Here is a 21,209-nt window from a genome sequence, read left to right as displayed (position 1 = left end):
GGACGGTAGACTGTCGTGGTGACTTCCAGCAATGATTCGTTCGTCCACCTTCACACCCACACCGAATACTCCATGCTGGATGGAGCGGCACGGCTGGGGGAGTTGTTCGACGAAACTGAGCGCCTGGGCATGCCGGCCCTCGCAACCACAGACCATGGCTATTTGTTTGGCGCCTTCGACTTCTGGCGCAAGGCGACGGATAAAGGCATCAAGCCGATCATCGGCGTCGAAGCCTATGTGACCCCGGGAACGGCCCGCGGTGACAAAGAGCGGGTCCGTTGGGGCGATGAGAGCCAGCGTAAAGATGACGTTTCCGGCGGTGGCTCCTACACCCACATGACCCTGCTGAGCTACAACAACGTGGGCATGCGGAACCTGTTCCGGGCCTCGTCGATTGCGTCGTTGGATTCTGTTTTCGGTAAGTGGCCGCGCCTGGACCGTGAACTACTCAACACCTATTCCGAAGGCCTCATTGCCACCACGGGCTGCCCCTCCGGAGAAGTCCAAACGAAGCTCCGCCTGGGACTCTACCGCGAGGCCGTGGAAGCCGCAGCCGAGTTCCGCGACATCTTCGGCGCGGAAAACTACTTCTGCGAGTTGATGGACCACGGTCTGGACATTGAGCGGCGCGTCACCGGCGACCTGCTCCGCCTGGCCAAGGAGCTCAACCTGCCGTTGGTGGCCACCAACGATCTCCACTACACACACGAACACGATGCCAAGGCGCACGAAGCCCTGTTGGCCATCCAGTCCGGTTCCACTCTGCTCGAGCCAACCTACGACAACGGCGGGTCCCGCTTCGCCTTCTCCGGCAGTGGCTACTACCTGAAATCACCGCAGGAAATGCGGGAGCTGTTCCGTGACCATCCGGAAGCCTGCGACAACACGCTCCTGATCGCCGAGCGCTGCGAAGTTTCCTTCAATACCGGTGCCAACTACATGCCCCGCTTCCCCTGCCCGCCAGGCGAAGACGAGACCTCGTGGCTGGTGAAGGAAGTCGACGCCGGCCTGAAGTACCGCTACCCCCAGGGCATCCCGGACAAGGTCCGCAAACAAGCCGATTACGAGCTTGGCGTCATCACCTCCATGGGTTTCCCCGGGTACTTCCTCGTGGTGGCCGACTTCATCAACTGGGCCAAGAACAACGGCATCCGGGTGGGTCCCGGACGTGGTTCCGGTGCCGGTTCCATGGTTGCCTACGCCATGCGCATCACCGACCTCGACCCCCTCCAGCACGGTCTGATCTTCGAACGCTTCCTCAACCCGGACCGCGTTTCCATGCCTGACTTCGACGTCGACTTCGATGATCGTCGCCGTTCGGAAGTGATCGACTACGTCACCAAGAAGTACGGCGACGAGCGCGTGGCGATGATCGTGACGTACGGAACCATCAAGACCAAGCAGGCGCTCAAGGACTCCTCCCGCGTGCTGGGCTATCCGTTCAGCATGGGCGAGCAACTGACCAAGGCCCTGCCGCCGGCCGTCATGGCCAAGGACATTCCCCTCGCGGACATCCAGAATCCGGAGTCCAAGCGCTACAGCGAGGCCGGGGACTTCCGGCAGCTCATTGCCACCGACCCGGAGGCGGCCAAGGTCTTCGAGACGGCGCTGGGCATTGAGGGCCTGAAGCGCCAATGGGGTGTACACGCCGCCGGCGTCATCATGTCCTCGGACCCCATCATCGACGTTATTCCGATCATGCGGCGGTTCCAGGACGGCCAGGTCATCACCCAGTTCGACTACCCCACCTCTGAAGGCCTCGGCCTGATCAAGATGGACTTCCTGGGCCTCCGAAACCTCACGATCATTTCGGACGCCCTGGAAAACATCAAGATGAACCGTGGCGTGGACCTGGATCTCGAAAACCTTGCGCTGGACGACGCCGCGTCGTATGAGCTTCTGGCCCGCGGCGACACCCTGGGCGTGTTCCAGCTCGACGGCGGACCCATGCGGTCGCTGCTCAAGCTCATGAAGCCTGACAACTTCGAAGACATCTCCGCTGTCCTGGCCCTGTACCGGCCGGGTCCCATGGGCGCCAACGCCCACACGGACTATGCCTTGCGGAAGAACGGCATCCAGGAAGTCATTCCCATCCATCCGGAGCTGGAAGAGCCGCTCAAGGAGATCCTTGGTGGCACCTTCGGCCTGATCGTCTACCAAGAGCAAGTCATGGCCGTCGCCCAGAAACTGGCCGGTTACTCGCTTGGCCAGGCAGATATCCTTCGCCGCGCGATGGGCAAGAAGAAGAAATCCGAACTGGACAAGCAGTTCGCCGGGTTCTCCCAAGGCATGCAGGACAACGGCTACTCCATGGCCGCGGTCAAAACCCTCTGGGACATCCTGCTTCCGTTCTCCGACTACGCCTTCAACAAGGCGCACTCGGCCGCGTACGGGGTTATTTCGTACTGGACTGCCTACTTGAAGGCGCACTATGCACCGGAGTACATGGCCGCACTGCTGACCTCGGTGGGTGATGACAAGGACAAGTCCGCGATCTACCTCAATGAGTGCCGGCGCATGGGCATCACGGTGCTTCCGCCGGACGTCAACGAATCGTCGCTGAACTTCACCCCGGTGGGCCAGGACATCCGTTTCGGCATGGGAGCCATCCGCAACGTTGGTGTCAACGTGGTGGACGCGATGGTGTCCACCCGGGCAACGGAGGGAAACTACACGTCCTTCAAGGACTTCCTCCTCAAGGTCCCGGCGGTGGTGTGCAACAAGCGCACCATTGAATCGCTGATCAAGGCGGGCGCCTTCGATTCCCTTGGCCACCATCGCAGGGCGCTGGCGATGATCCACGAAGAAGCCATTGATTCGGTGATCACGCTCAAGCGAAACGAGGCCATTGGCCAGTTCGACCTCTTCGCCGGGTTCGAAGACCAGGAACCGGAAGCTTCGCTGACCACGGAAATTCCCGATCTCCCTGAATGGGAAAAGAAGGACAAACTCTCCTTCGAGCGCGACATGTTGGGACTGTACGTTTCAGACCACCCCCTGCAGGGGTTGGAGGGTGTCCTGAGCCAGCACGCCGAGCAGACCATTGCGTCGATCATCGCCGAGGACGGACCACACGACGGCGCCATTGTCACCATTGCAGGCATGATCACCTCCCTGAGCCGCAGGATCGCCAAGGCCAGCGGCAATGCCTATGCCAGGGCGGAGATCGAGGACCTCGGTGCATCAATGGAGGTCATGTTCTTCGGCCAGGTCTACGGCCCCATTGCTTCTGTGCTGGCCGAAGACCTGATCGTTGTGGTCAAGGGGCGCCTGCAGCGCCGGGATGACGGCGCCGTGACATTGAACTGCATGGAACTATCGGTGCCGGACCTGAGCGAAAGCGTCAACGGTCCCGTCGTGATCACCATTCCCACGTTCAAGGCCACGGAGGCAGTGGTAACGGATCTCCGGGACGTCCTTCGCACCCACCGCGGGAACTCGGAGGTCCGGTTGAAGCTGATGGGTGATACCAAGGTGGAGGTCATGGGATTGCCAGTGCATCTTCGGGTGAATCCCAGTCCGTCGCTCTTTGGAGACCTCAAGGTCCTGCTCGGTCCGGCCTGTCTGGACAACTGACAGCCGGGCCCGCGGTAGTCAGATCTCGTAGTCGAGCGGCGCAGGCTTGCTGTAAGCGCCGCCGTGGTACAGCAGCGGGGTCCCTTCCCCGCCCACTTGGCCGTCGACGACCTCGACCACAACCACTGCGTTGTTCTCAAAAGACAAGCGCATCTGGATCTTGCCGACCAGCCAGCCGCTGACGTCCTTGAGGATGGGAACGTCGTGGGGGCCGGGTTCCCAGTGGTCGCCGTCGAACCTGTCGCGGGTCCGTGCGAACCTGTCGGCCAACGCCTGGTTCTCCAGCCCCAGCATATGGACACCGATATATTCCGCGTTCGCGACGGCGGGCCAGGAACTGGAGCTCCTGGCCATGTTGAAGGTGAAACGGGGCGGCTCGGCGGACAGCGATGCCACGGATGTTGCGGTGAAACCAAAGGGTTTGCCGTTGAGGTTGGCCGTAATGATGGCGACTCCGGCGGCGTGCCTGCGGAACATCTCCCTGAAAGTCTGTTCGAAGCCGGATGGTTCGCTTGCCACGGTGGTGTTCTCCTGGGGGTGGGCCTATGCTCTCCTCCCAGAGTATTCCTCCCACGCAGCGGTTCCCCTATTTTGCGGAGCCAGCGTGAACCTTTGTTAATGTGAGTGCATGACCGAGCCCAGTGTGAACCTCCAAGCTGCTTCCGAACCGGCTCCGGCCACCGCTTCCCGCCCGGCGCGGGACTTCCTTTGGCTGGTTGTCCCGGCCGCTTCCGGAATCGTTGTGGGGCTTCTCTGGTGGTTGCTGGCTCCGGGCGGCCTCAACCTCGTCTCCGGCAATCCCGAGCTGTCCAATCCTGACAACCCTGAGTCGTGGCTCCCGCGTGACCTGATCCTGGCGGCCTTGATGCTGGTATCGGGGTGCGCTGCCGGGCTCATGCTCGATGGCAAGCTCGAGGGTGCCAGCGCCTCCCGGCGTTTGGTGTTGGCGCTTCTCGGGGGTGCGGCGGGTGCACTCCTCGCATGGCTGACCGGCTTGCTGGCCGCCCAGCTATGGGGTCCTCCAGCCAACCCGGCCCTCGGCCCTGGTTATGGGTTCACGCTCCGGTCCTATGCTGTCCTCCTGCTATGGACCGGTGCGACGGCGTTTGTCACCTTCGTCCTGTCTTTATTCGGGGTTCTCTCCAAGAAGCCCGTAAAATAGCGGGGTGACCACTTCCTCCGATACTTCCGCCCCAGCCGCCCTTAACTTCCGGAGCATTGACTTCCGGGGTCGTCGCCTCTCCCTGGCGGAACTCCGCGGAGCTGTTCCCAGGGCGCGCCATCAGACCATGGCGGATGCGGAACAGAAGGTCCAGGACATCATTGCCGCCGTTCGCAGCCGCGGGTTCAGTGCCTTGGCCGAGCTGGCACGCACGTTCGACGGCGTTGAGCAGTCGCATCCAAGGGTTTCCGCGGAGGCCCTGACCCAGGCTCTCGCCGGGCTTGATCCCAACGTCCGGGCCGCCCTTGAAGAGTCAATCAGCAGGGCTCGGCAGTTTGCCGACAGGCAGCGACCCCGCAACGTGGACGTTTCGCTGGGGGACGGTGCAGTCGTCAGCCAGAACTGGATTCCGGTGGGCCGGGTGGGGCTGTACGTTCCCGGGGGACTCGCTCCGTTGGCGTCCTCCGTCATCATGAACGTCGTTCCTGCGGTGGCCGCCGGCGTCGAATCCATCGCCCTGGCCTCACCGCCGCAGAAGGATTTTGGCGGACTTCCGCACCCCACTATTCTCGCGGCCGCCAAGCTTTTGGGCATTGATGAGGTCTACGCCATCGGCGGTGCGCAGGCCATTGTGTCCTTCGCCTACGGGATTCCGGGCTCGGGGGACGAGCTGCCCATCGAACCTGTGGACGTCGTGACAGGCCCGGGCAACATCTTCGTGGCCACGGCCAAGCGGCTGGTCAAGGGCGTGGTGGGTATTGACTCGGAGGCCGGCACTACGGAGATCGCCATCCTCGCCGACTCCACTGCCCAAGCCCCGCTTGTGGCGGCCGACCTCATCAGCCAGGCAGAGCACGATCCCAAAGCAGCCTCAGTGCTGGTGACGGATTCGACCGAACTCGCTGACGCCGTCGTGCGTGAGCTGGCGCGTCAGGCGGCGGCAACCAAGCACAGCGCCCGTGTTCTTGAGGCCCTCTCCGGCCCGCAGTCCGGCGTGGTCCTCGTGGATGACCTTGAGCAGGGGATTGCAGTCTGCAACGCCTACGCTGCGGAGCACCTGGAAATCATGACGGCGGATGCCGCAGCGGTAGCCGGACGCATCCACAACGCCGGGGCCATCTTCGTGGGGGATTACAGCCCTGTCAGCCTCGGCGACTACTGCGCCGGATCCAACCACGTCCTGCCCACCAGCGGCACGGCGGCGTTCTCCTCCGGACTGAACGTGACCACCTTCCTGCGGGCCGTCCAGGTCATCAACTATGACCGCGGTGCCCTGAAGGAGGTCAGCAGCCACATCGTGAGCCTGTCCGGTGCCGAGGACCTGCCGGGTCACGGAGATGCGGTGCGGATCCGCTTCGAATAGCAGGTCAACCACTACATATAAGGGTCACCACCACTACATGTAGTAATTACAAGCTTGTCATTACGGTGTGTACCTACGTAAACTGGTGCCGGAAGTGAATCTTCCGGCACCTTTTGCGCATCCGGCGGCTTGCCGGGTGGTGCCCGTGCCGGAGTTGTCAGGGGAGGCCCAGCGTGTATTGTCCGTTCTGCCGGAATCCCGATTCCCGTGTTGTCGACAGCCGCATGGCGGACGACGGCTCTTCCATTCGCCGCCGTCGGCAATGCCCGGAATGCGGCCGCCGCTTTACCACGGTGGAGACAACCAGCCTCTCCGTCATCAAACGCTCCGGCGTGGGTGAACCATTCAGCCGCATCAAGGTCATCAGTGGCGTCCGCAAGGCCTGCCAGGGGCGGCCGGTGACCGAGGACGACCTCGCCATGCTTGCCCAGGAAGTTGAAGAAAACATCCGCTCATCCGGCGCGGCGGAGATTGATGCCCACGAGGTCGGGCTCGCCATCCTTGGACCGCTCCGCAAATTGGACGAGGTTGCCTACCTCCGCTTCGCCAGTGTGTACCAGGCCTTCGAATCATTAGAAGACTTCGAATCCGCTATTTCGCTGCTCCGACACGAGCATGAAGCGCACGCAAAAGCGGGCAGCAAGCAACCCAAAGGCTCCGAGGCGAGCCAACTCTAGCTCCGGTGGCGGCAGCGGAGGGGAAGCCGCAGCCGCCACCGGCACCAAGGCATGGCCGTATCAGCGGCCGCCGGAGACTGGCAGCACTGCACCCGTGATGTATCCGGCGTCATCGGACATCAGCCACGTCACAGCTGCCGCGATTTCCTCGGGTTCGGCTCCGCGGCCCATGGGAATGGTGGGATTGAGCCTTTCCACACGATCCGGCATTCCGGCTGCGGCATGCAACCCGGTGTTCGTGCTTCCGGGCGCTACGGCGTTAACCCGGATTCCCTGTTTGGCGACCTCGGCAGCCAGGCCCACGGTCAGAACGTCCACTGCGCCTTTGGTTGCGGCGTAGTGGACCCAGGTTCCGGGAGAGCCGGCTTTGGTGGCCGTCGACGAAATATTGATGATGGAACCGCCGGGTCCGCCGGAATCCAACGAGAGCCTCCGGACAGCTTCCTGGCACATATAGATCAGGCCGGCGATGTTAACGTCGCATACCCGCTGCACGGTCCCGGCAGGTACGTCCACCAGCGGCCCGATCAGATCGCCCGTGATGGCTGCGTTGTTGATAACGGCAGTCACGGGTCCGCGGCGCGCAGCTTCGTCAAACAAACGCTCGACGTCGGCGGGTTGGCTGACGTCTGCCCGGACGGCGTGTGCCTCGCCGCCGCGGGCGCGGATGCTGTTAACCACGGCATCCGCGCCCGCGGCGTCAGACGAGTAATTGACGACGACACCGTATCCCGCCACGGCCGCTGCTTGGGCGACGGCAGCACCAATCCCGCGGCTTGCGCCGGTGACGATCGCGATGCCTGAGCGGCTTTCTGTAGCCTCGGCCATGTCAGGGTTACTTGGCGAGTTTGTGGTGCAGGGCAACTTCGAGGGCTGCGCCCACGATGCCGGCGTCGTTCTTCAACTTTGCAGTCACGATCCTGGTACGGAGGTCCAGGTGCGGGAAGTACTCGTCCGAGCGCTTGGAGATGCCACCGCCCACGATGAAGAGCTCAGGGGAGAACAGGAATTCCACGTGCTGGAGGTAGCGGTTGAGCAACACGCCGTACTCGTCCCAGCTGAGGCCATCCCGTTCGCGGGCCACGGCGGAGGCTTTGGTTTCGGCGTCATGTCCGTCCACCTCAAGGTGGCCGAGCTCGGCGTTGGGGACCAGCTGGCCGTTGAAGATGAATGCTGACCCGATGCCCGTTCCCAGGGTGATCACCAGGACGGTACCATCGACACCTTCACCGGCTCCGTAGCGTGCTTCCGCGAGGCCCGCTGCGTCGGCGTCGTTGATGACCTCAACCGGACGGCCGAGGCGCTCGGTGAACTTCTTGTCTATGTCGGTTTCGAGCCAGGACTTGTCCACATTTGCTGCGGAGTGGACGACGCCGTGCTGGATGATGCCGGGAAAAGTGACGCCCACCGGGGAGTCCGCTGCCGGGGCCTCGGGACGCTTGGACAGCTCCGCGACAATCTCGGCTACGACATCGGCCACCGCTTCCGGAGTAGCAGGCTGCGGTGTGGGGACCCGGAAGCGGTCGCCGATCAGCTTCCCCTTCTTGAGGTCGACGATGCCGCCTTTGATGCCGGTACCGCCGATGTCGATACCGATCAGCGGCGCGTTCTTGTGGGTTTTCTCATCCTTCTTGGACAATGCATTTCCGATCATGGCAGGAGGGGATGGGCAAGGCACAGCCGGCCGGGCTGCTTGGACCTTCCGGTGAGCTCAGGGAAGGGTAAGGATTTCCGCGCCGGTCTCAGTGACCAGCAGCGTGTGTTCGAACTGGGCCGTTCGTTTGTGGTCGCGGGTGACGACTGTCCAGTCATCTGCCCACATATCCCATTCGATGGTGCCGAGGGTAAGCATGGGCTCGATGGTGAACACCATGCCCGCCTCGATCACGGTGTTGTATGCCGGGGCTGCGTCGTAATGCGGAATGATGAGGCCCGTGTGGAAGGCCTCACCCACGCCGTGGCCTGTGAAGTCCCGGACCACACCATAACCGAAGCGCTTGGCGTAGGACTGGATGGCACGGCCGATTACGTTGATTTCGCGGCCGGGGGCCACGGCCTTGATGGCCCGGTTGAGCGACTCCTGCGTACGCTCAACCAGCAGACGGGACTCTTCATCCACGTCGCCAACCAGGAAAGTGTAGTTGGTATCCCCATGCACACCGTCAATAAAGGCGGTGATGTCGATGTTGAGAATGTCGCCGTCCTGGACCACGGTGGAATCCGGGATGCCGTGGCAAATCACCTCGTTGAGGGAGGAGCAGAGGGACTTGGGGAAGCCCCGGTAGCCCAGGGTGGACGGGTAGGCGTTGTGATCCAGGAGGAACTCGTGGCCGATCTTGTCCAGCTGGTCGGTAGTGACACCCGGCTGGATGTGCTTTCCTACTTCTACTATCGCCTGGGCGGCAATCCTGCCTGCTACGCGGATCTTCTCAACCGTCTCCGGCGACTTCACTTCGGAGCCCGTGAACTTCGCAGGCGCCTTCTTGCCGACGTACTCCGGCCGGGGAATCGATGCGGGGACGGGGCGTTCAGGGCTGATGGTTCCCGGGGTGAGGGCGCCAATGGGTGCAGTCGAAGCAAGAGAAGGCATAGATTGATCATATAAGGCACGCAAGAGACGTAAGTAACAATGCACGGCAAGGCTCCTGTGGCCGCGCCAACGTTACGCGTTCAACGGCCCCGGCGATGAGGAGGAGACGTGACGGAGTACTGGTACAACGTCAAGACGCACGAGATCGAAGAGGACGCCATGTCCGATTGGACCCAGCTGATTGGCCCCTACAAAACCAGGGAAGAAGCCGAGCACGCATTGGAGAAGGTCAAAGCCCGCAATGACGCCTGGGACGCCCAGGACGACGATTAGCCAAGGCCTGCCTAGAAGGAGTGTTCCGGTCCGGGGAACTGCCCGGACCGGACGTCCTCGCCGAATGCGGCAGCTGCGTCGGTCAGGGTTGTGCGCAGGTCTGCGTACTGCTTGACGAACTTGGCCATCTTGCCGCCCCGGAGTCCGGCCATGTCCTGCCAGACGAGGACCTGGCCTGTGGTGCTCTTGCCTGCTCCGATGCCCACCGTTGGTACGCGCAACGCAGCGTCCACAATGGCAGCCGTTTCCGCGGGGACCATTTCCATCAGGACGCTGAACGCTCCGGCATCCTGGAGGGCCACAGCGTCGTCCACGAGCCGCTGCGCGTCATCCCCACGCCCCTGGACGCGGTAACCGCCGAGGGAGTGTTCGCTTTGCGGTGTGAAGCCGATATGCGCCATGACGGGGATGCCTGCCTGGACCATCGCTTTGACAGTGTCCGCGTAGTACGCGGTTCCCTCGATCTTCACCGCGTGTGCAAGGCCTTCCTTCAGGAAGCGCACACCGGTAGCCACGGCCTGGCCGGGAGAGACCTCATAACTGCCGAAAGGCAGGTCGGCAATGACCAATGCCCGCTTGGCTGCGCGGCTCACTGCCCGGGTCAGGGGAAGAAGCTCATCCACGGTGACGGGAAGGCTGGTTTCGTTGCCGAAGACGTTGTTGGAAGCCGAATCGCCGACAAGCAGCACTTCGATTCCCGCTTGGTCGAAGATCTCCGCCGCGTACTGCTCATACGCGGTCAGCATGGCGAAGTGTTCGCCGTTGTCCTTGGCTTGCTGGAGGTGGTGGATCCGTACCCGGCCGGCCGGCTTCCTGCCGGTCGCTGATGGCGCCTGCGCACCGGTTCCGGGACCGCTTCCGTAAGGGGCGGAAACTTCGGCGGGCGTGGTGGACTCAGGAAGGTTGCTCGGGGCCATGGATAGAGCCTAAGCGGTGCCGACGGCGGCTGCCAGCAGTGTGCCCAGCGTCACCTTTTGTAAACGGTGTGTTACACGCAGCTACTGCTGCGGCTTTAGGGGGGAACTCTTAGTAGAGTGAAGGCTGAGCTGCCGTGGCTTCTGTCCCTTGAAACCAGCGGCATGGACAACGAATCGGAAAAGAGGCCCTATGGACCGCCAGCAAGAGTTCGTTCTGCGGACAATCGAAGAGCGTGACGTGCGCTTCGTACGCTTGTGGTTCACCGACGTCGTGGGTTCCCTTAAATCGGTGGCGCTTGCGCCCGCCGAAGTCGAGGGTGCCTTTGAAGAAGGCCTTGGCTTTGATGGCTCAGCGATCGAAGGCCTGGCGCGTGTGTTCGAATCCGACATGCTCGCGCAGCCGGATCCCTCCACCTTCCAGATCCTGCCCTGGCGTGGTGAGACCGAACAAACCTCAAGGATGTTCTGCGACATCCTGACTCCGGACGGCGAACCGTCGGCCGCGGACCCCCGCAACGTCCTCAAGCGGACCTTGGCAAAGGCCGCGGACATGGGCTTCACCTGCTACACCCACCCTGAGATCGAGTTCTACCTGCTCAAGTCCAAGGACTTGGGCCCGGATGGCTCGCCGGTACCTGTGGACGAGGGCGGCTACTTCGATCACGTTCCCGGTGGTGTGGCACAGGACTTCCGCCGTACTGCGGTCACCATGCTCGAATCCGTGGGCATCTCCGTGGAGTTCAGCCACCACGAGGGCGGCCCGGGGCAGAACGAGATCGACCTTCGTTACGCCGATGCGCTTCAGACCGCGGACAACATCATGACGTTCCGTACCGTCATCAAGGAAGTTGCGCTCCAGCAGGGTACCTACGCCACGTTCATGCCCAAGCCGTTCACCGACCACCCCGGTTCCGGCATGCACACGCACTTTTCGCTGTTCGAGGGCGACACCAACGCATTCTTCGAAGCCGGTGCGGAGTTCCAGCTCTCCAAGACCGCACGCCAGTTCATTGCCGGCATCCTCAAGCACGCTCCGGAATTCACGGCTGTCACCAACCAGTTCGTGAACTCCTACAAGCGGCTTTGGGGCGGCGGCGAGGCCCCGAGCTACCTGAGCTGGGGACACAACAACCGGTCTGCGCTGGTCCGCGTTCCGCTCTACAAGCCCGGCAAGGGACAGTCTGCGCGGATCGAATACCGTGGCATCGACTCCGCCACCAACCCTTACCTGGCCTACGCCGTGTTGCTCGGGGCGGGCCTGAAGGGCATCGAGGAGGGCTATGAGCTTCCCGCTGCCGCTGAGGACGACGTATGGTCACTGACCACCGCGGAGCGCAAGGCGATGGGGCACGCGCCTCTTCCAGCCAGCCTCCACGACGCCATCCGGGCAATGGAGGAATCCGAACTGGTGGCCGAAATCCTTGGCGAGCAGGTTTTTGAGCACTTCCTCCGCAACAAGCGGGCGGAGTGGCAGGATTACAGGCTCCAGGTCACCCCCTATGAGCTGCAGCGCAACCTCGGCATTCTTTAGGCAGGGCCAGTGAGCCTTGCACGACGGCTCATCTCAGCCGGATTCAGCGACCTTGAGAAGGGGGAGCGCTTCCTTGCTGCCCCCGAGCTTGAGGGTATTGACGAGGACGCACTGTTTGCCGGCCTTTCCATGGCGGCCAGTCCCGATACAGCCCTGCAGTCACTGGTCCGGCTCATTGAGAAGAATCCTGGCCTGAAGAAGCTGGCCGCGGCGGATCCGGACACCTGCGAGCCCCTGTACCGTTTGCTGGGGGCCTCGGAGGCGCTGGGGGAGTTCCTGATGCGCCGGCCTGAGCACCTGGATGTCTTTGATGCTCCTGTCAGTCCGGAGCCCCTGCAGGCTTCCAGCGACGAGCTCCGCGCCACACTGCTTCGTTCCGTCAAGGCTGAGCCCGGCGCCCACAGGCCCGTGGCAGGCATCACCGGGCAGCCCGCCTATGCCGCATTGCGGACGGCGTACCGCCGGGGCCTGACTGAGCTCGCCATCAAAGACCTGTGTGCAGCTTCGCCCCAGGACTTCATGCCTGCAGCCGGAGCTGAACTGGCCGACCTCGCCGGTGCCGCGATCGAAGCCGCCCTTGCCGTATCCCGGGCTGAAGCGGCAGGCCATTACGACGCTGACGACATCGCCGACGTCGGACTGGCCGTCATCGGAATGGGCAAATGCGGAGCCCGCGAGCTGAACTACATTTCGGACGTCGATGTCATCTATGTCATCGAGTCCGAAGAGCTGGAGGATGCCCGGGCGTCCACCATCGGGACTGCCCTGGCCTCGGGTATTTCCCGGGCAATTTCCTCCTTTGCTCCCGAACCGGGCCTCTGGGAAGTGGATGCGAATCTCCGCCCGGAAGGAAAATCTGGCCCTCTTGTACGCACCCTTCCTTCCCACCTGAGCTACTACGCACGGTGGGCCGAAAGCTGGGAGTTCCAGGCGCTGCTCAAGGCGCGGACCATCGCCGGCGACCGGGAACTTGGCCAGCGCTATGAAAAGGCCGTGGAGCCGTTGGTCTGGTCTTCTGCCGGCCGTGAGGGCTTTGTGGAGTCCGTGCAGGCGATGCGCCGCAGGGTGACCGACTACATCCCCGCATCCGAGGAGCAGCGGCAGATCAAGCTGGGACGTGGCGGACTGCGGGATGTCGAGTTCACCGTCCAGTTGCTGCAGTTGGTACACGGCAAGTCCGATGAATCCCTCCGCTGCAAAGACACGACGTCGGCCATCGCCGCACTTTCGGCGGGTGGCTACATCGGGCGTGCCGATGCCGCTGCCTTCGACAGCGCTTACCGGTACCTCCGCTTGCTGGAGCATCGGATCCAGCTGTTCCAGCTGCGGCGCACCCACCTTATGCCTGTGGCTGAGGATGCCCAGCGGTTCCTGGCCAAAGCTGTCCTGGGTCCGTTTTCCCTTGAGCGCCCCCATCCGGACCAGCTCATGGCTGCCTGGCAAAAGACCAAGAAGTCCGTGCGGGAACTCCATGAGCGGATCTTCTACCGTCCGCTGCTCAACACTGCTGCGAAGTTGAGCAGCGAAGACGCAAAGCTCAGTCCTGAGGCAGCCCAGGGCCGGCTGGCGGCTCTCGGCTACCTGGATCCCCAGGGAGCTCTGCGACACATTGAAGCTTTGACGGCGGGCGTCAGCCGCCGCGCTGCTTTGCAACGGCAGTTGCTGCCGATCCTTCTGGGTTGGCTTGCTGAGGGCGTCGACCCCGATGCCGGCCTGCTTGCGTTCCGCCGGGTCAGCGAAGCCCTTGGCACCACGCACTGGTACCTGGGTCTGCTCCGTGATTCGCAGGCTGCCGCCGAACGCCTATGCCAGGTCCTGGCCAATTCCCGTTTGATTTCGGACCTCCTGGAAGTATCACCGGAGTCTGTGGCGTGGCTGGGCAGCGACAAGGAATTGGCCCCCGTTCGTTTCGAAGCCCAATGGCAGGAAATCCAATCCAAGCTGTCCCGGCATCCTGACCCTGAGAGCGCCATGAGGCTCATCCGGTTGATCCGGCGACGCGAGATCCTCAGGACGGCCATTGCGGACAGCGCCGGACTCCTTGACCAGGACGCCGTCGGTTTGGCTTTGGCCGAGACTGACCGCGCTGCCGTACTGGGAGCCCTGCATGTGGCCGAGGCCGTAGTGGCTGGCTCAGGCCCGTTGAAAACCGATGTACTTGTGGTTGCCATGGGGAGGCAGGGCGGCCGCGAGATCGGCTACGGCTCGGACGCGGATGTGATGTACGTGCACCGTGCCCGCCCTGGCTTCAGCGATGCCGAGGCGCAGGAACAGGCGACGGCGATCGTCGCCAAGGTCTCCGGCTTCCTCACACAGCCGCTCAAGCCGGCAATCATGGCAGAGCGGGTGCTGATGGTGGACGCCGACCTCCGGCCGGAAGGCAAGAACGGTGCGATGGTGCGGTCCTTGGACTCCTACGCGGAGTATTACCGCCGGTGGTCTTTGATCTGGGAAGCCCAGGCGCTGCTGCGTGCCCGTCCCATGGCTGGTTCGGATGAGTTGGCGGCAGACTTCGTTAAGCTGATCGATCCCATCCGGTATCCGCAGGAACTGCAGGAGCAGGATGTTCGTGAGATCCGGCGGATCAAGGCGCGGGTAGAGTCTGAACGGCTGCCCCGGGGCGCGGATCCCGCCAGGCACGTCAAGCTTGGCCGTGGTGGTCTGAGCGACGTCGAGTGGCTGGTGCAGCTGCTTCAGTTGCAGCATGCCGGGAAGCATCCCGCTTTGCGGACCAGCTCCACCCTTGAGGCCCTGGCTGCCGCTGAGGAGTTGGGGTTCATCGGCAGGGACGACGCGTCACTGCTGCGGGATGCTTGGCGTCTGGCCAGCCGCATCCGGTCGGCCAATGTGATCGTGACCGGGCGTGCTTCCGATGTCCTGCCTTCCTCGCGCAAGGACCTTGAAGCTGTTGCGCGTTGGTGCGGCTACCCGCCCGGGAACGCCGGGCATTTTGAGGAGGACTACCTCCGGCTGAGTCGTCGGGCCAGGGCGGTTTTCGAGAAGATGTTCTACGCCACCTAAGGCCAAAGGGATTACGGGTTACCTCGTGACAGCGGCCGAGGCGGCCAGCTCCCGGGCGTGCCGCAGCATCGTCACCACCGGCACCCCGGTGACCAGCTCGCCGTCGACGACGTACCCTTCTTCGCGGTCTGTCAGTGCCTCCACCATGCGTTGGCGCCACATCGTCAATTCCGCCTGATGGGTTGCGTCGTCGGCGAGGTTGTTGCGTTCCTGCGGATCGGCGTCGAGGTCGAACAGTTCCTCCGTGCCTTCGCCCGAGCCCCATATGTACTTGTAACGGCCGTCCGTCAGCCAGTGCAGGTTTTGCCCCCAGTACACGTGTTCGCCGTGCAGTACCTCCCGAACGGCGTCAGTGTTTTCACCACGGATGATTGATGCCAGGGACTTGCCGTCCACGGAATCGGGGATCGGGAGTCCGGCGAGTTCCAGCAGAGTGGGCATGATGTCCCTGAGTTCCACTACGTGGTCCACCACGGCTCCGCGGACGGCATGCTCCGCGGTGGGTGCATTGGCGATGATGAACGGGACCCGGGCCGACCCCTCATAGGGCACGGCCTTGCGGAACATATGGTGATCGCCCATCATCTCCCCGTGGTCACTGGTAAAAGCGATCACGGTATTCCGGTCGAGACCGAAGTCTGCCAGCGACTCTTTGATCCGGTTGATCTGCAGATCAATCTGGGCCATCAGGCCGTAGTACCCCGCTCTGGCTCTATGCACAACGTGGTCGGGAATGGTGCCGTAGCTTGCTTGGTAGTCGCTGTCCTGCCGGTGGGCGTCCCAGTGGTGTTCCCAGTTGCCCTCCACGGCTTCGTAGGCGGGAATGCCGAGGTACTGTTCGAAAGCCCACGACGGCGGATCGTACGGCGGATGGGGGCGGTGGAAGGACAGATACAGGAAAAAGGGCTTCACGGGGTCGCGGCGGTGCATCCATTCAATGGCTTGCGTGCCGATCCAGTGTGACGGGTGCAGGCTTTCAGCCTTGTCCCACGGGCGGGCGACAATGGAATTGCAGTTGACGCCGTGGTCGAAGTACTCGGCGTCGGGGCCCATGCCGGGTTGCCTGCGGAGCCATGGCACATAGTCATCAAACATCGCGAAATGCTGTTGGTGCTCCCGGCGGGCGTGGTGGAGGTAGCCATCGTGGAGGATGACGTCGTCGAAACCGAGCCTGGAGCGTTCGGGCCACACGTGCATCTTGCCTATGGCCTGCGTGTGGTACCCGCCCTTTCTGAACTCCTCCTGTACCGTCACCGGGTGGACCGCATGGAAAGGAACGCCGTCGTTGTAGCCAACCCGGCCGTGCCTCTCCTGGGACTGTCCGGTGAACAGTGCTGCGCGGGCCGGCACACACGACGGCGTAGCAGAATAGCCTTTGGAGAATCGGACGCCGTTCCTGGCGAGTTCGTCGAGGTGGGGTGTCTCCACATAAGGGTGACCGTCCGAGGACAGGCAGTCGCCCCTCCATTCGTCAACGCAGATCAGGATGACGTTGGGCTGGCTCATCGGAGGGTTCCTTTGCCGTAGGAAACTGTTGAGACAACCCTAACGGGAGGAAAGCACTTAATGCGTGAAGATGACTCAGAAAAAGCTTTTTCAATCGGAATCGATCAAGATCCTGTTGGCGATGTGTGGTTGATTCCGCTGAAGATGCTCGACGCCGACGCCCGTGCCATCCAGCTTGGCGCCGTGGCTGAACTGTCCGTAGCGGATGGGCAGCGGGAGTTTGTGGGGGATCCGTTGCGCATGATGCTGATAGCTCTGGAGGAAGAGTCCAGGCTGCCCTTTGTCATTGAGTCGGGTGGTGTGGGTGTAGGGGTGCTGACACTGCAGACCGGTGCGGCGTCGCTGGCGGGCTGGGGAGATGACGATTCGGCATGGCTGCTCAGGGGTTTCCTTATCGACGCCGGGAGCCAGGGGCGTGGTCTGGGTACCCGGGCTGCCCGCGCTGCCGTGGCCGAAGCCCGCAAGCTGACAGCGAGGCTGGGAGGCGGCCAGTCCGGCGTCGTGCTTTCTGTCAATGAGCGCAACCCTGCAGGGTTGGCCGCCTACAAGAAGGCCGGCTTTGTGGACGCCGGGCGCTATTCGGGCGGCAATTCCGGACCGCAGAGGACGATGTTCAAGTCCTTCCTGTGACGCGGTATGCATCGCCGTTGGCCGGCCGGAGTCACGCGTTGCACATAAAACTAAGCAACCTTATAGACTTGGCGTGTCACTGATCTCGAATCGGAGGGAACGTCCATGGAATACAACGGAAGCCCCACTGAAAGGGCAATTCCTGCCGGAGAACTCGACCGGCGCCACGTGGGTCAATCGGTTAGCTTTCAACCAAATGACTTCACGGTTGTCTTCGGCACCATCGCAGGCATCGCCCGGACTGAGGCCCTCGTCTATCTGTCTCTCGACGGAGTCGGCGGCGGAACGCATCTGAAGGAAGAATACGACCTGTCGATCGACCACAAGGTCTATCTCCAGCTCGATCCCTTGGGAAGCGCAGAAAAGGGTCTTTCCGAGGCAGCAAGCTTCGTGAAAGAGAAGTTGGATGAGATCACCCGGAACATCAGGGAGCGTGAACAGGGGAAGCCTGGGCAGTAATCCCTGCGCATTGAAAGAGGCCAGCCCCATCCTCGCGGATGGGGCTGGCCTTCTCAGTATGTGCCCAGGGGCTTAGACGCCGTAGTAGAGCTCGAACTCGTAGGGGTTCGGGCGGAGCGACAGCGGGCGGATCTCGTTTTCGTACTTGTAGTCAATCCAAGTATCGATGAGGTCCTGGGTGAAGACGCCGCCGGCCTGCAGGAACTCGTTGTCCTCGCGCAGGGCCTCCAGGGCTTCTTCCAAGGAACCCGGAGCCTTGGGGATGTCCTTGGCTTCTTCGGCCGGGAGCTCGTAGAGGTCCTTGTCGATGGGAGCCGGGGGTTCGATGCGGTTGCGGATGCCGTCGATTCCGGCCATCAGCTGTGCGGCGAACGCCAGGTACGGGTTGGACGAGGGGTCCGGAGCGCGGAACTCGATGCGCTTGGCCTTCGGGTTGGTGCCCGTGATCGGGATGCGGATACCGGCAGAGCGGTTGCCCTGCGAGTAAACCATGTTCACGGGAGCCTCGAAGCCCTTGACCAGGCGGCGGTAGGAGTTGACGGTCGGGTTGGTGAACGCCAGAACTGCCGAGGAGTGCTTGAGCAGGCCGCCGATGTACCAACGGGCGGTGTCGGAGAGTCCGGCGTAGCCCTTCTCGTCGTAAAACAGGGGATCGCCGTTGCTCCACAGCGACTGGTGGCAGTGCATGCCGGAGCCGTTGTCGCCGAAGACGGGCTTCGGCATGAACGTCACGGACTTGCCCCAGGCGTCAGCGGTGTTCTTGATGACGTACTTGAACTTCTGCAGGTCATCAGCAGCTGCGGTCAGGGTGGTGAACTTGTAGTTGATCTCCGCCTGGCCGGCAGAACCAACTTCGTGGTGGGAACGCTCGACCTCGAGGCCGGCCTTGTCCAGCTCAACGCACATGGCGTCGCGGAGGTCAGCCTGCTTGTCGGTGGGGGACACCGGGAAGTAACCGCCCTTGACGGGGGTCTTGTAACCGAGGTTACCGCCTTCTTCCTTGCGGCCCGTGTTCCAGTGTGCTTCTTCAGAGTCGATCTTGTAGAAGCTGCCCTGCGGGGAAGACTCGTACTGGATGTTGTCGAAGACGAAGAACTCGGCTTCCGGCGCGAAGAATGCGGTGTCGGCGATGCCGGTGGAAGCCAGGTAGGCCTCTGCCTTCTCGGCCACGCCACGGGGGTCGCGGTGGTAAGGGTCGCCCGTGCGGGGGTTCACGATGGAGAAGTTCAGGGCAAGGGTCTTCTCGATGCGGAAAGTGTCGATGAAGGCCGAGGTCACATCCGGGATGAGCTGCATGTCCGACTCGGCAATGCCCTGGAAGCCGCGGATGGAGGATCCGTCGAAGAGCTGGCCGTGGACGAAGAAGTCCAGGTCAACGCTCTTGGCAGGCACATTGAAGTGCTGCTGGACACCAGGAAGGTCGGTGAAGCGGATATCGACGAATTTGACGTCTTCGTCTTTGATGAACTTGAGGACTTCGTCCGCAGTCTTGAACATCTATGCTCCTTATGCATATCAAGTAACAGGCCCGGAAGGCCGCGTGGTGCAGCCCAGACCAGGACGCAGGAAACACAAAAAGGTCCCCTTGCCATGGTGGCTGGCAACTCATACCACCATAGGGAGGTGGGATTTCCCGGGGGTGTCAGTATTGTTTCCGGCAGGTTACAGAATCATCTGTTGTGTAAACGGTAGTCTGCTTTCCGGTGCCAGGTCCACGTGGGTCCGCTGGTCGAACACCCGGCCGGTTCGGACTCTGTCCCGGGGCCTCCGCCCGGCATGCCCAACCATCCTCCAGCGGTAGGCTTGGAGGGTGGTAGATCGAAAAGACATTGGCTCCTGGTTGAGCGGTCCGGACACTTCCGGCATCTCCAAATATCCTGGTGAAAGGCTCGGCCTGCCCGAGTCCGGTCCTGGCTCCATGGCGCGTGCCGGGCGCCGGATCCTCGGCATCGTGATCGACTGGACCATCGCCTTGGTCATCAGCAACTTTGCCTTCGGCGGAAATCAGTGGGCAACGCTGGCCATTTTTGCCGTGGAACAGATCCTGCTGATCGGCACGTTGGGATACAGCGTGGGACACAGGATTGCCGGTATTCATGTGGTCCGCTTGGGCGGCGGTCCTGCAGGCCCGCTGGCCGCCGTAGTGCGAACCCTCCTGCTGTGCCTGGTGATACCGGCCGTTGTTTTCGATCCCGACCAACGCGGTCTTCACGACAAAGCCATGAACACCATCCTTATCCGCATGTGATTCCGCGGGGCCGGGCGGTGAAGACCGCCGGTTGTCCCCGGACCAACGACAAAAACAAACCGCCCCCGCCTCTGTTACCCACAGAGGCGGGGGCGGTTTTGTGCCTGGTTCAGGAATATCAGCGGCCGCGTGCGGCTTTGCGGTCGGGACGAGCTTTGTAGGGGTCGATGCCCTTGGGGATCGGGAGACGGTTGCCAAGGGAGTTGATGCGCTTGGAAACTGCGTTGACCTCAACCTTGGTCAGTTCGTTCTTCATCTTGCCCATGGTCTTAGCAAGTTTGTTGAGGGGGACCTGGCCCTCGCCGCGGCCTGACTCCAGGACGTGGATGGTGACGTTGGGGAGGATGCGCGTAAGGCGCTTGCGCTCCGCATCCACCAGCGTCTTCACGCGGTGGCTGGGTCCTTCGCTGACGAGAACGACGCCGGGACGTCCGATCGCCATGAAGACGGCATCCTGGGTGCGGGGGTTGACAGCAACCGGCTGATCCTGGGTGACCCACCCGCGCCGAAGCGTGCCCAATGCAGCACCGGAGGCGCCGGGCTGGTTCTCGATTTGCGCGAAGGCGGCTTTCTCCGCGCGGCGGGAAAGGATAAAGACGGCTGCGAGAAGGCCCAAAGGGATACCGATGATCAGGCCGGTGACCCAGTTCTCCAACAGGAAGCCGATAAGGAAGGCAACGGCAACCACAGCGAGGAATGCCAGCAGCATGATCCAGACAACCTGGGGATCATTTCGCCGGGTCATCTTGAAGACTTCAGCGATCTGCTTCAGCTGGCTCGGCTTCTTGGCCTTGGCTTCCTTGGGCTTGCGCTGGAACAGCCCACGCTTGGGTGCGTCGGCCGAGGGGGTCGAATTGCTGGAATCAGAGGAGTTCGCCATAGTGCCTTAATTCTACGTGATGTACGTCGAAGGACCGGACGCCGTTACGTGGGGCATCCGGTCCTTCAGAACTGCTTGCTGTTACTTCTGTGCCGTTTGGGTTCTGTGCCGTTTTGGGCTAGCCGTGGGCGGCGAGGATGGTGGAGGCTTCCTGGCGGGTGGTGCCGGAGGACTCGATGTGTGCCAGGGCTTCGGGGATTTCCCAGCCCTTCTTCCGCATCGCGGTGGCCCACAAGCGGCCGGCCCGGTATGAGGACCGCACCAACGGCCCGGACATGACGCCGAGGAAGCCGATTTCTTCGGCTTCGTGCTGGAGGTCCACGAATTCCTGCGGCTTGACCCACCGGTCCACCGGCAAGTGCCGTTCGGACGGGCG

18 protein-coding genes and 1 pseudogene are annotated in these 21,209 nt (G+C 62.6%); 10 read left to right on the top strand and 9 right to left on the bottom strand.

Going from position 1 to position 21,209, the window contains the following annotated elements:
• The first annotated feature begins 18 nt into the window (after positions 1-18).
• On the top strand, positions 19-3,576 hold the full coding sequence (gene dnaE, locus PV760_RS16655) for a DNA polymerase III subunit alpha (RefSeq protein ID WP_026267382.1): 3,558 nt from the start codon (positions 19-21) through the stop codon (positions 3,574-3,576).
• An 18-nt stretch (positions 3,577-3,594) separates the two neighbouring features.
• On the opposite strand, the gene PV760_RS16650 is transcribed toward dnaE, so the two are convergent.
• Positions 3,595-4,095 carry a flavin reductase family protein gene (locus PV760_RS16650; RefSeq protein ID WP_018779306.1) on the bottom strand — a complete coding sequence of 167 codons (501 nt, stop codon included), beginning with the start codon at positions 4,093-4,095 and terminating at the stop codon, positions 3,595-3,597.
• 109 nt (positions 4,096-4,204) lie between these two features.
• Here PV760_RS16650 and PV760_RS16645 point away from each other — a divergent pair, with 109 nt between their 5' ends.
• From PV760_RS16645 to nrdR, 3 genes are all read left to right on the top strand, one after another.
• The gene (locus PV760_RS16645) at positions 4,205-4,738 is read left to right on the top strand and encodes a hypothetical protein (protein ID WP_018779307.1); all 534 of its coding nucleotides are present in this window, start codon (positions 4,205-4,207) and stop codon (positions 4,736-4,738) included.
• Positions 4,739-4,742: 4 nt separating this feature from the next.
• Positions 4,743-6,101, top strand: a complete 1,359-nt coding sequence (gene hisD, locus PV760_RS16640; protein WP_354628276.1) for a histidinol dehydrogenase — start codon at positions 4,743-4,745, stop codon at positions 6,099-6,101.
• A 173-nt stretch (positions 6,102-6,274) separates the two neighbouring features.
• Positions 6,275-6,778 carry a transcriptional regulator NrdR gene (nrdR, locus tag PV760_RS16635; protein WP_026267383.1) on the top strand — a complete coding sequence of 168 codons (504 nt, stop codon included), beginning with the start codon at positions 6,275-6,277 and terminating at the stop codon, positions 6,776-6,778.
• 60 nt (positions 6,779-6,838) lie between these two features.
• Here nrdR and PV760_RS16630 read toward each other — a convergent pair whose 3' ends face one another.
• The 3 genes from PV760_RS16630 to map form a co-directional block, all read right to left on the bottom strand.
• Positions 6,839-7,606 carry an SDR family oxidoreductase gene (locus PV760_RS16630; protein ID WP_064723211.1) on the bottom strand — a complete coding sequence of 256 codons (768 nt, stop codon included), beginning with the start codon at positions 7,604-7,606 and terminating at the stop codon, positions 6,839-6,841.
• Positions 7,607-7,613: 7 nt separating this feature from the next.
• A complete protein-coding gene (gene ppgK / locus PV760_RS16625) occupies positions 7,614-8,417 on the bottom strand; it encodes a polyphosphate--glucose phosphotransferase (protein ID WP_018779311.1) in 804 nt (267 codons plus the stop codon).
• Positions 8,418-8,489: 72 nt separating this feature from the next.
• Positions 8,490-9,368 (bottom strand): type I methionyl aminopeptidase, encoded by an 879-nt coding sequence (gene map / locus PV760_RS16620; RefSeq protein ID WP_064723210.1) that lies wholly within the window; start codon positions 9,366-9,368, stop codon positions 8,490-8,492.
• 108 nt (positions 9,369-9,476) lie between these two features.
• Here map and PV760_RS16615 point away from each other — a divergent pair, with 108 nt between their 5' ends.
• Positions 9,477-9,641 carry an SPOR domain-containing protein gene (locus PV760_RS16615; protein WP_011774435.1) on the top strand — a complete coding sequence of 55 codons (165 nt, stop codon included), beginning with the start codon at positions 9,477-9,479 and terminating at the stop codon, positions 9,639-9,641.
• A gap of 11 nt (positions 9,642-9,652) precedes the next feature.
• On the opposite strand, the gene panB is transcribed toward PV760_RS16615, so the two are convergent.
• Positions 9,653-10,558, bottom strand: coding sequence for a 3-methyl-2-oxobutanoate hydroxymethyltransferase (gene panB, locus PV760_RS16610; RefSeq protein WP_018779313.1), 906 nt, complete (start codon positions 10,556-10,558; stop codon positions 9,653-9,655).
• Positions 10,559-10,748: 190 nt separating this feature from the next.
• Between panB and glnA (PV760_RS16605) the strand changes: the two genes are divergently transcribed.
• A complete protein-coding gene (gene glnA / locus PV760_RS16605) occupies positions 10,749-12,089 on the top strand; it encodes a type I glutamate--ammonia ligase (RefSeq protein ID WP_018779314.1) in 1,341 nt (446 codons plus the stop codon).
• 9 nt (positions 12,090-12,098) lie between these two features.
• Positions 12,099-15,110: a bifunctional [glutamine synthetase] adenylyltransferase/[glutamine synthetase]-adenylyl-L-tyrosine phosphorylase gene (locus PV760_RS16600; protein ID WP_055977759.1), complete on the top strand. Its 3,012-nt coding sequence runs from the start codon at positions 12,099-12,101 to the stop codon at positions 15,108-15,110.
• Between the two features lie 18 nt (positions 15,111-15,128).
• Here the strand turns inward: PV760_RS16600 and PV760_RS16595 are convergent, their stop codons facing one another.
• Entirely contained in the window at positions 15,129-16,616 is a 1,488-nt protein-coding gene (locus tag PV760_RS16595) for an arylsulfatase (protein ID WP_354628275.1), read from the bottom strand.
• 60 nt (positions 16,617-16,676) lie between these two features.
• Between PV760_RS16595 and PV760_RS16590 the strand changes: the two genes are divergently transcribed.
• Together PV760_RS16590 and PV760_RS16585 are read left to right on the top strand one after the other, a co-directional pair.
• Positions 16,677-17,246: a GNAT family N-acetyltransferase gene (locus PV760_RS16590; protein WP_354628274.1), complete on the top strand. Its 570-nt coding sequence runs from the start codon at positions 16,677-16,679 to the stop codon at positions 17,244-17,246.
• Between the two features lie 105 nt (positions 17,247-17,351).
• Positions 17,352-17,705, top strand: coding sequence for a hypothetical protein (locus tag PV760_RS16585; protein WP_354628273.1), 354 nt, complete (start codon positions 17,352-17,354; stop codon positions 17,703-17,705).
• Positions 17,706-17,777: 72 nt separating this feature from the next.
• Here the strand turns inward: PV760_RS16585 and glnA (PV760_RS16580) are convergent, their stop codons facing one another.
• The gene (glnA, locus tag PV760_RS16580) at positions 17,778-19,202 is read right to left on the bottom strand and encodes a type I glutamate--ammonia ligase (protein WP_018779319.1); all 1,425 of its coding nucleotides are present in this window, start codon (positions 19,200-19,202) and stop codon (positions 17,778-17,780) included.
• A 313-nt stretch (positions 19,203-19,515) separates the two neighbouring features.
• On the opposite strand from glnA (PV760_RS16580), the gene PV760_RS16575 reads away from it, so the two are divergent.
• The gene (locus PV760_RS16575; RefSeq protein ID WP_055977749.1) at positions 19,516-19,953 is read left to right on the top strand and encodes an RDD family protein; all 438 of its coding nucleotides are present in this window, start codon (positions 19,516-19,518) and stop codon (positions 19,951-19,953) included.
• 118 nt (positions 19,954-20,071) lie between these two features.
• Here PV760_RS16575 and PV760_RS16570 read toward each other — a convergent pair whose 3' ends face one another.
• Both PV760_RS16570 and PV760_RS16565 read right to left on the bottom strand, forming a co-directional pair.
• On the bottom strand, positions 20,072-20,833 hold the full coding sequence (locus tag PV760_RS16570; RefSeq protein WP_018779321.1) for a DUF4191 domain-containing protein: 762 nt from the start codon (positions 20,831-20,833) through the stop codon (positions 20,072-20,074).
• A 118-nt stretch (positions 20,834-20,951) separates the two neighbouring features.
• Positions 20,952-21,209 (bottom strand): annotated as a pseudogene (locus PV760_RS16565) (lipoyl synthase); the annotation flags it as partial.

Source organism: Paenarthrobacter sp. CC6, from assembly GCF_040560085.1.
In the GTDB taxonomy this organism is placed as follows: Bacteria; Actinomycetota; Actinomycetes; order Actinomycetales; family Micrococcaceae; genus Arthrobacter; species Arthrobacter nicotinovorans.
Note: the sequence above shows the minus strand (reverse complement) of the source record. Positions and strands in the feature narration are given on the sequence as shown.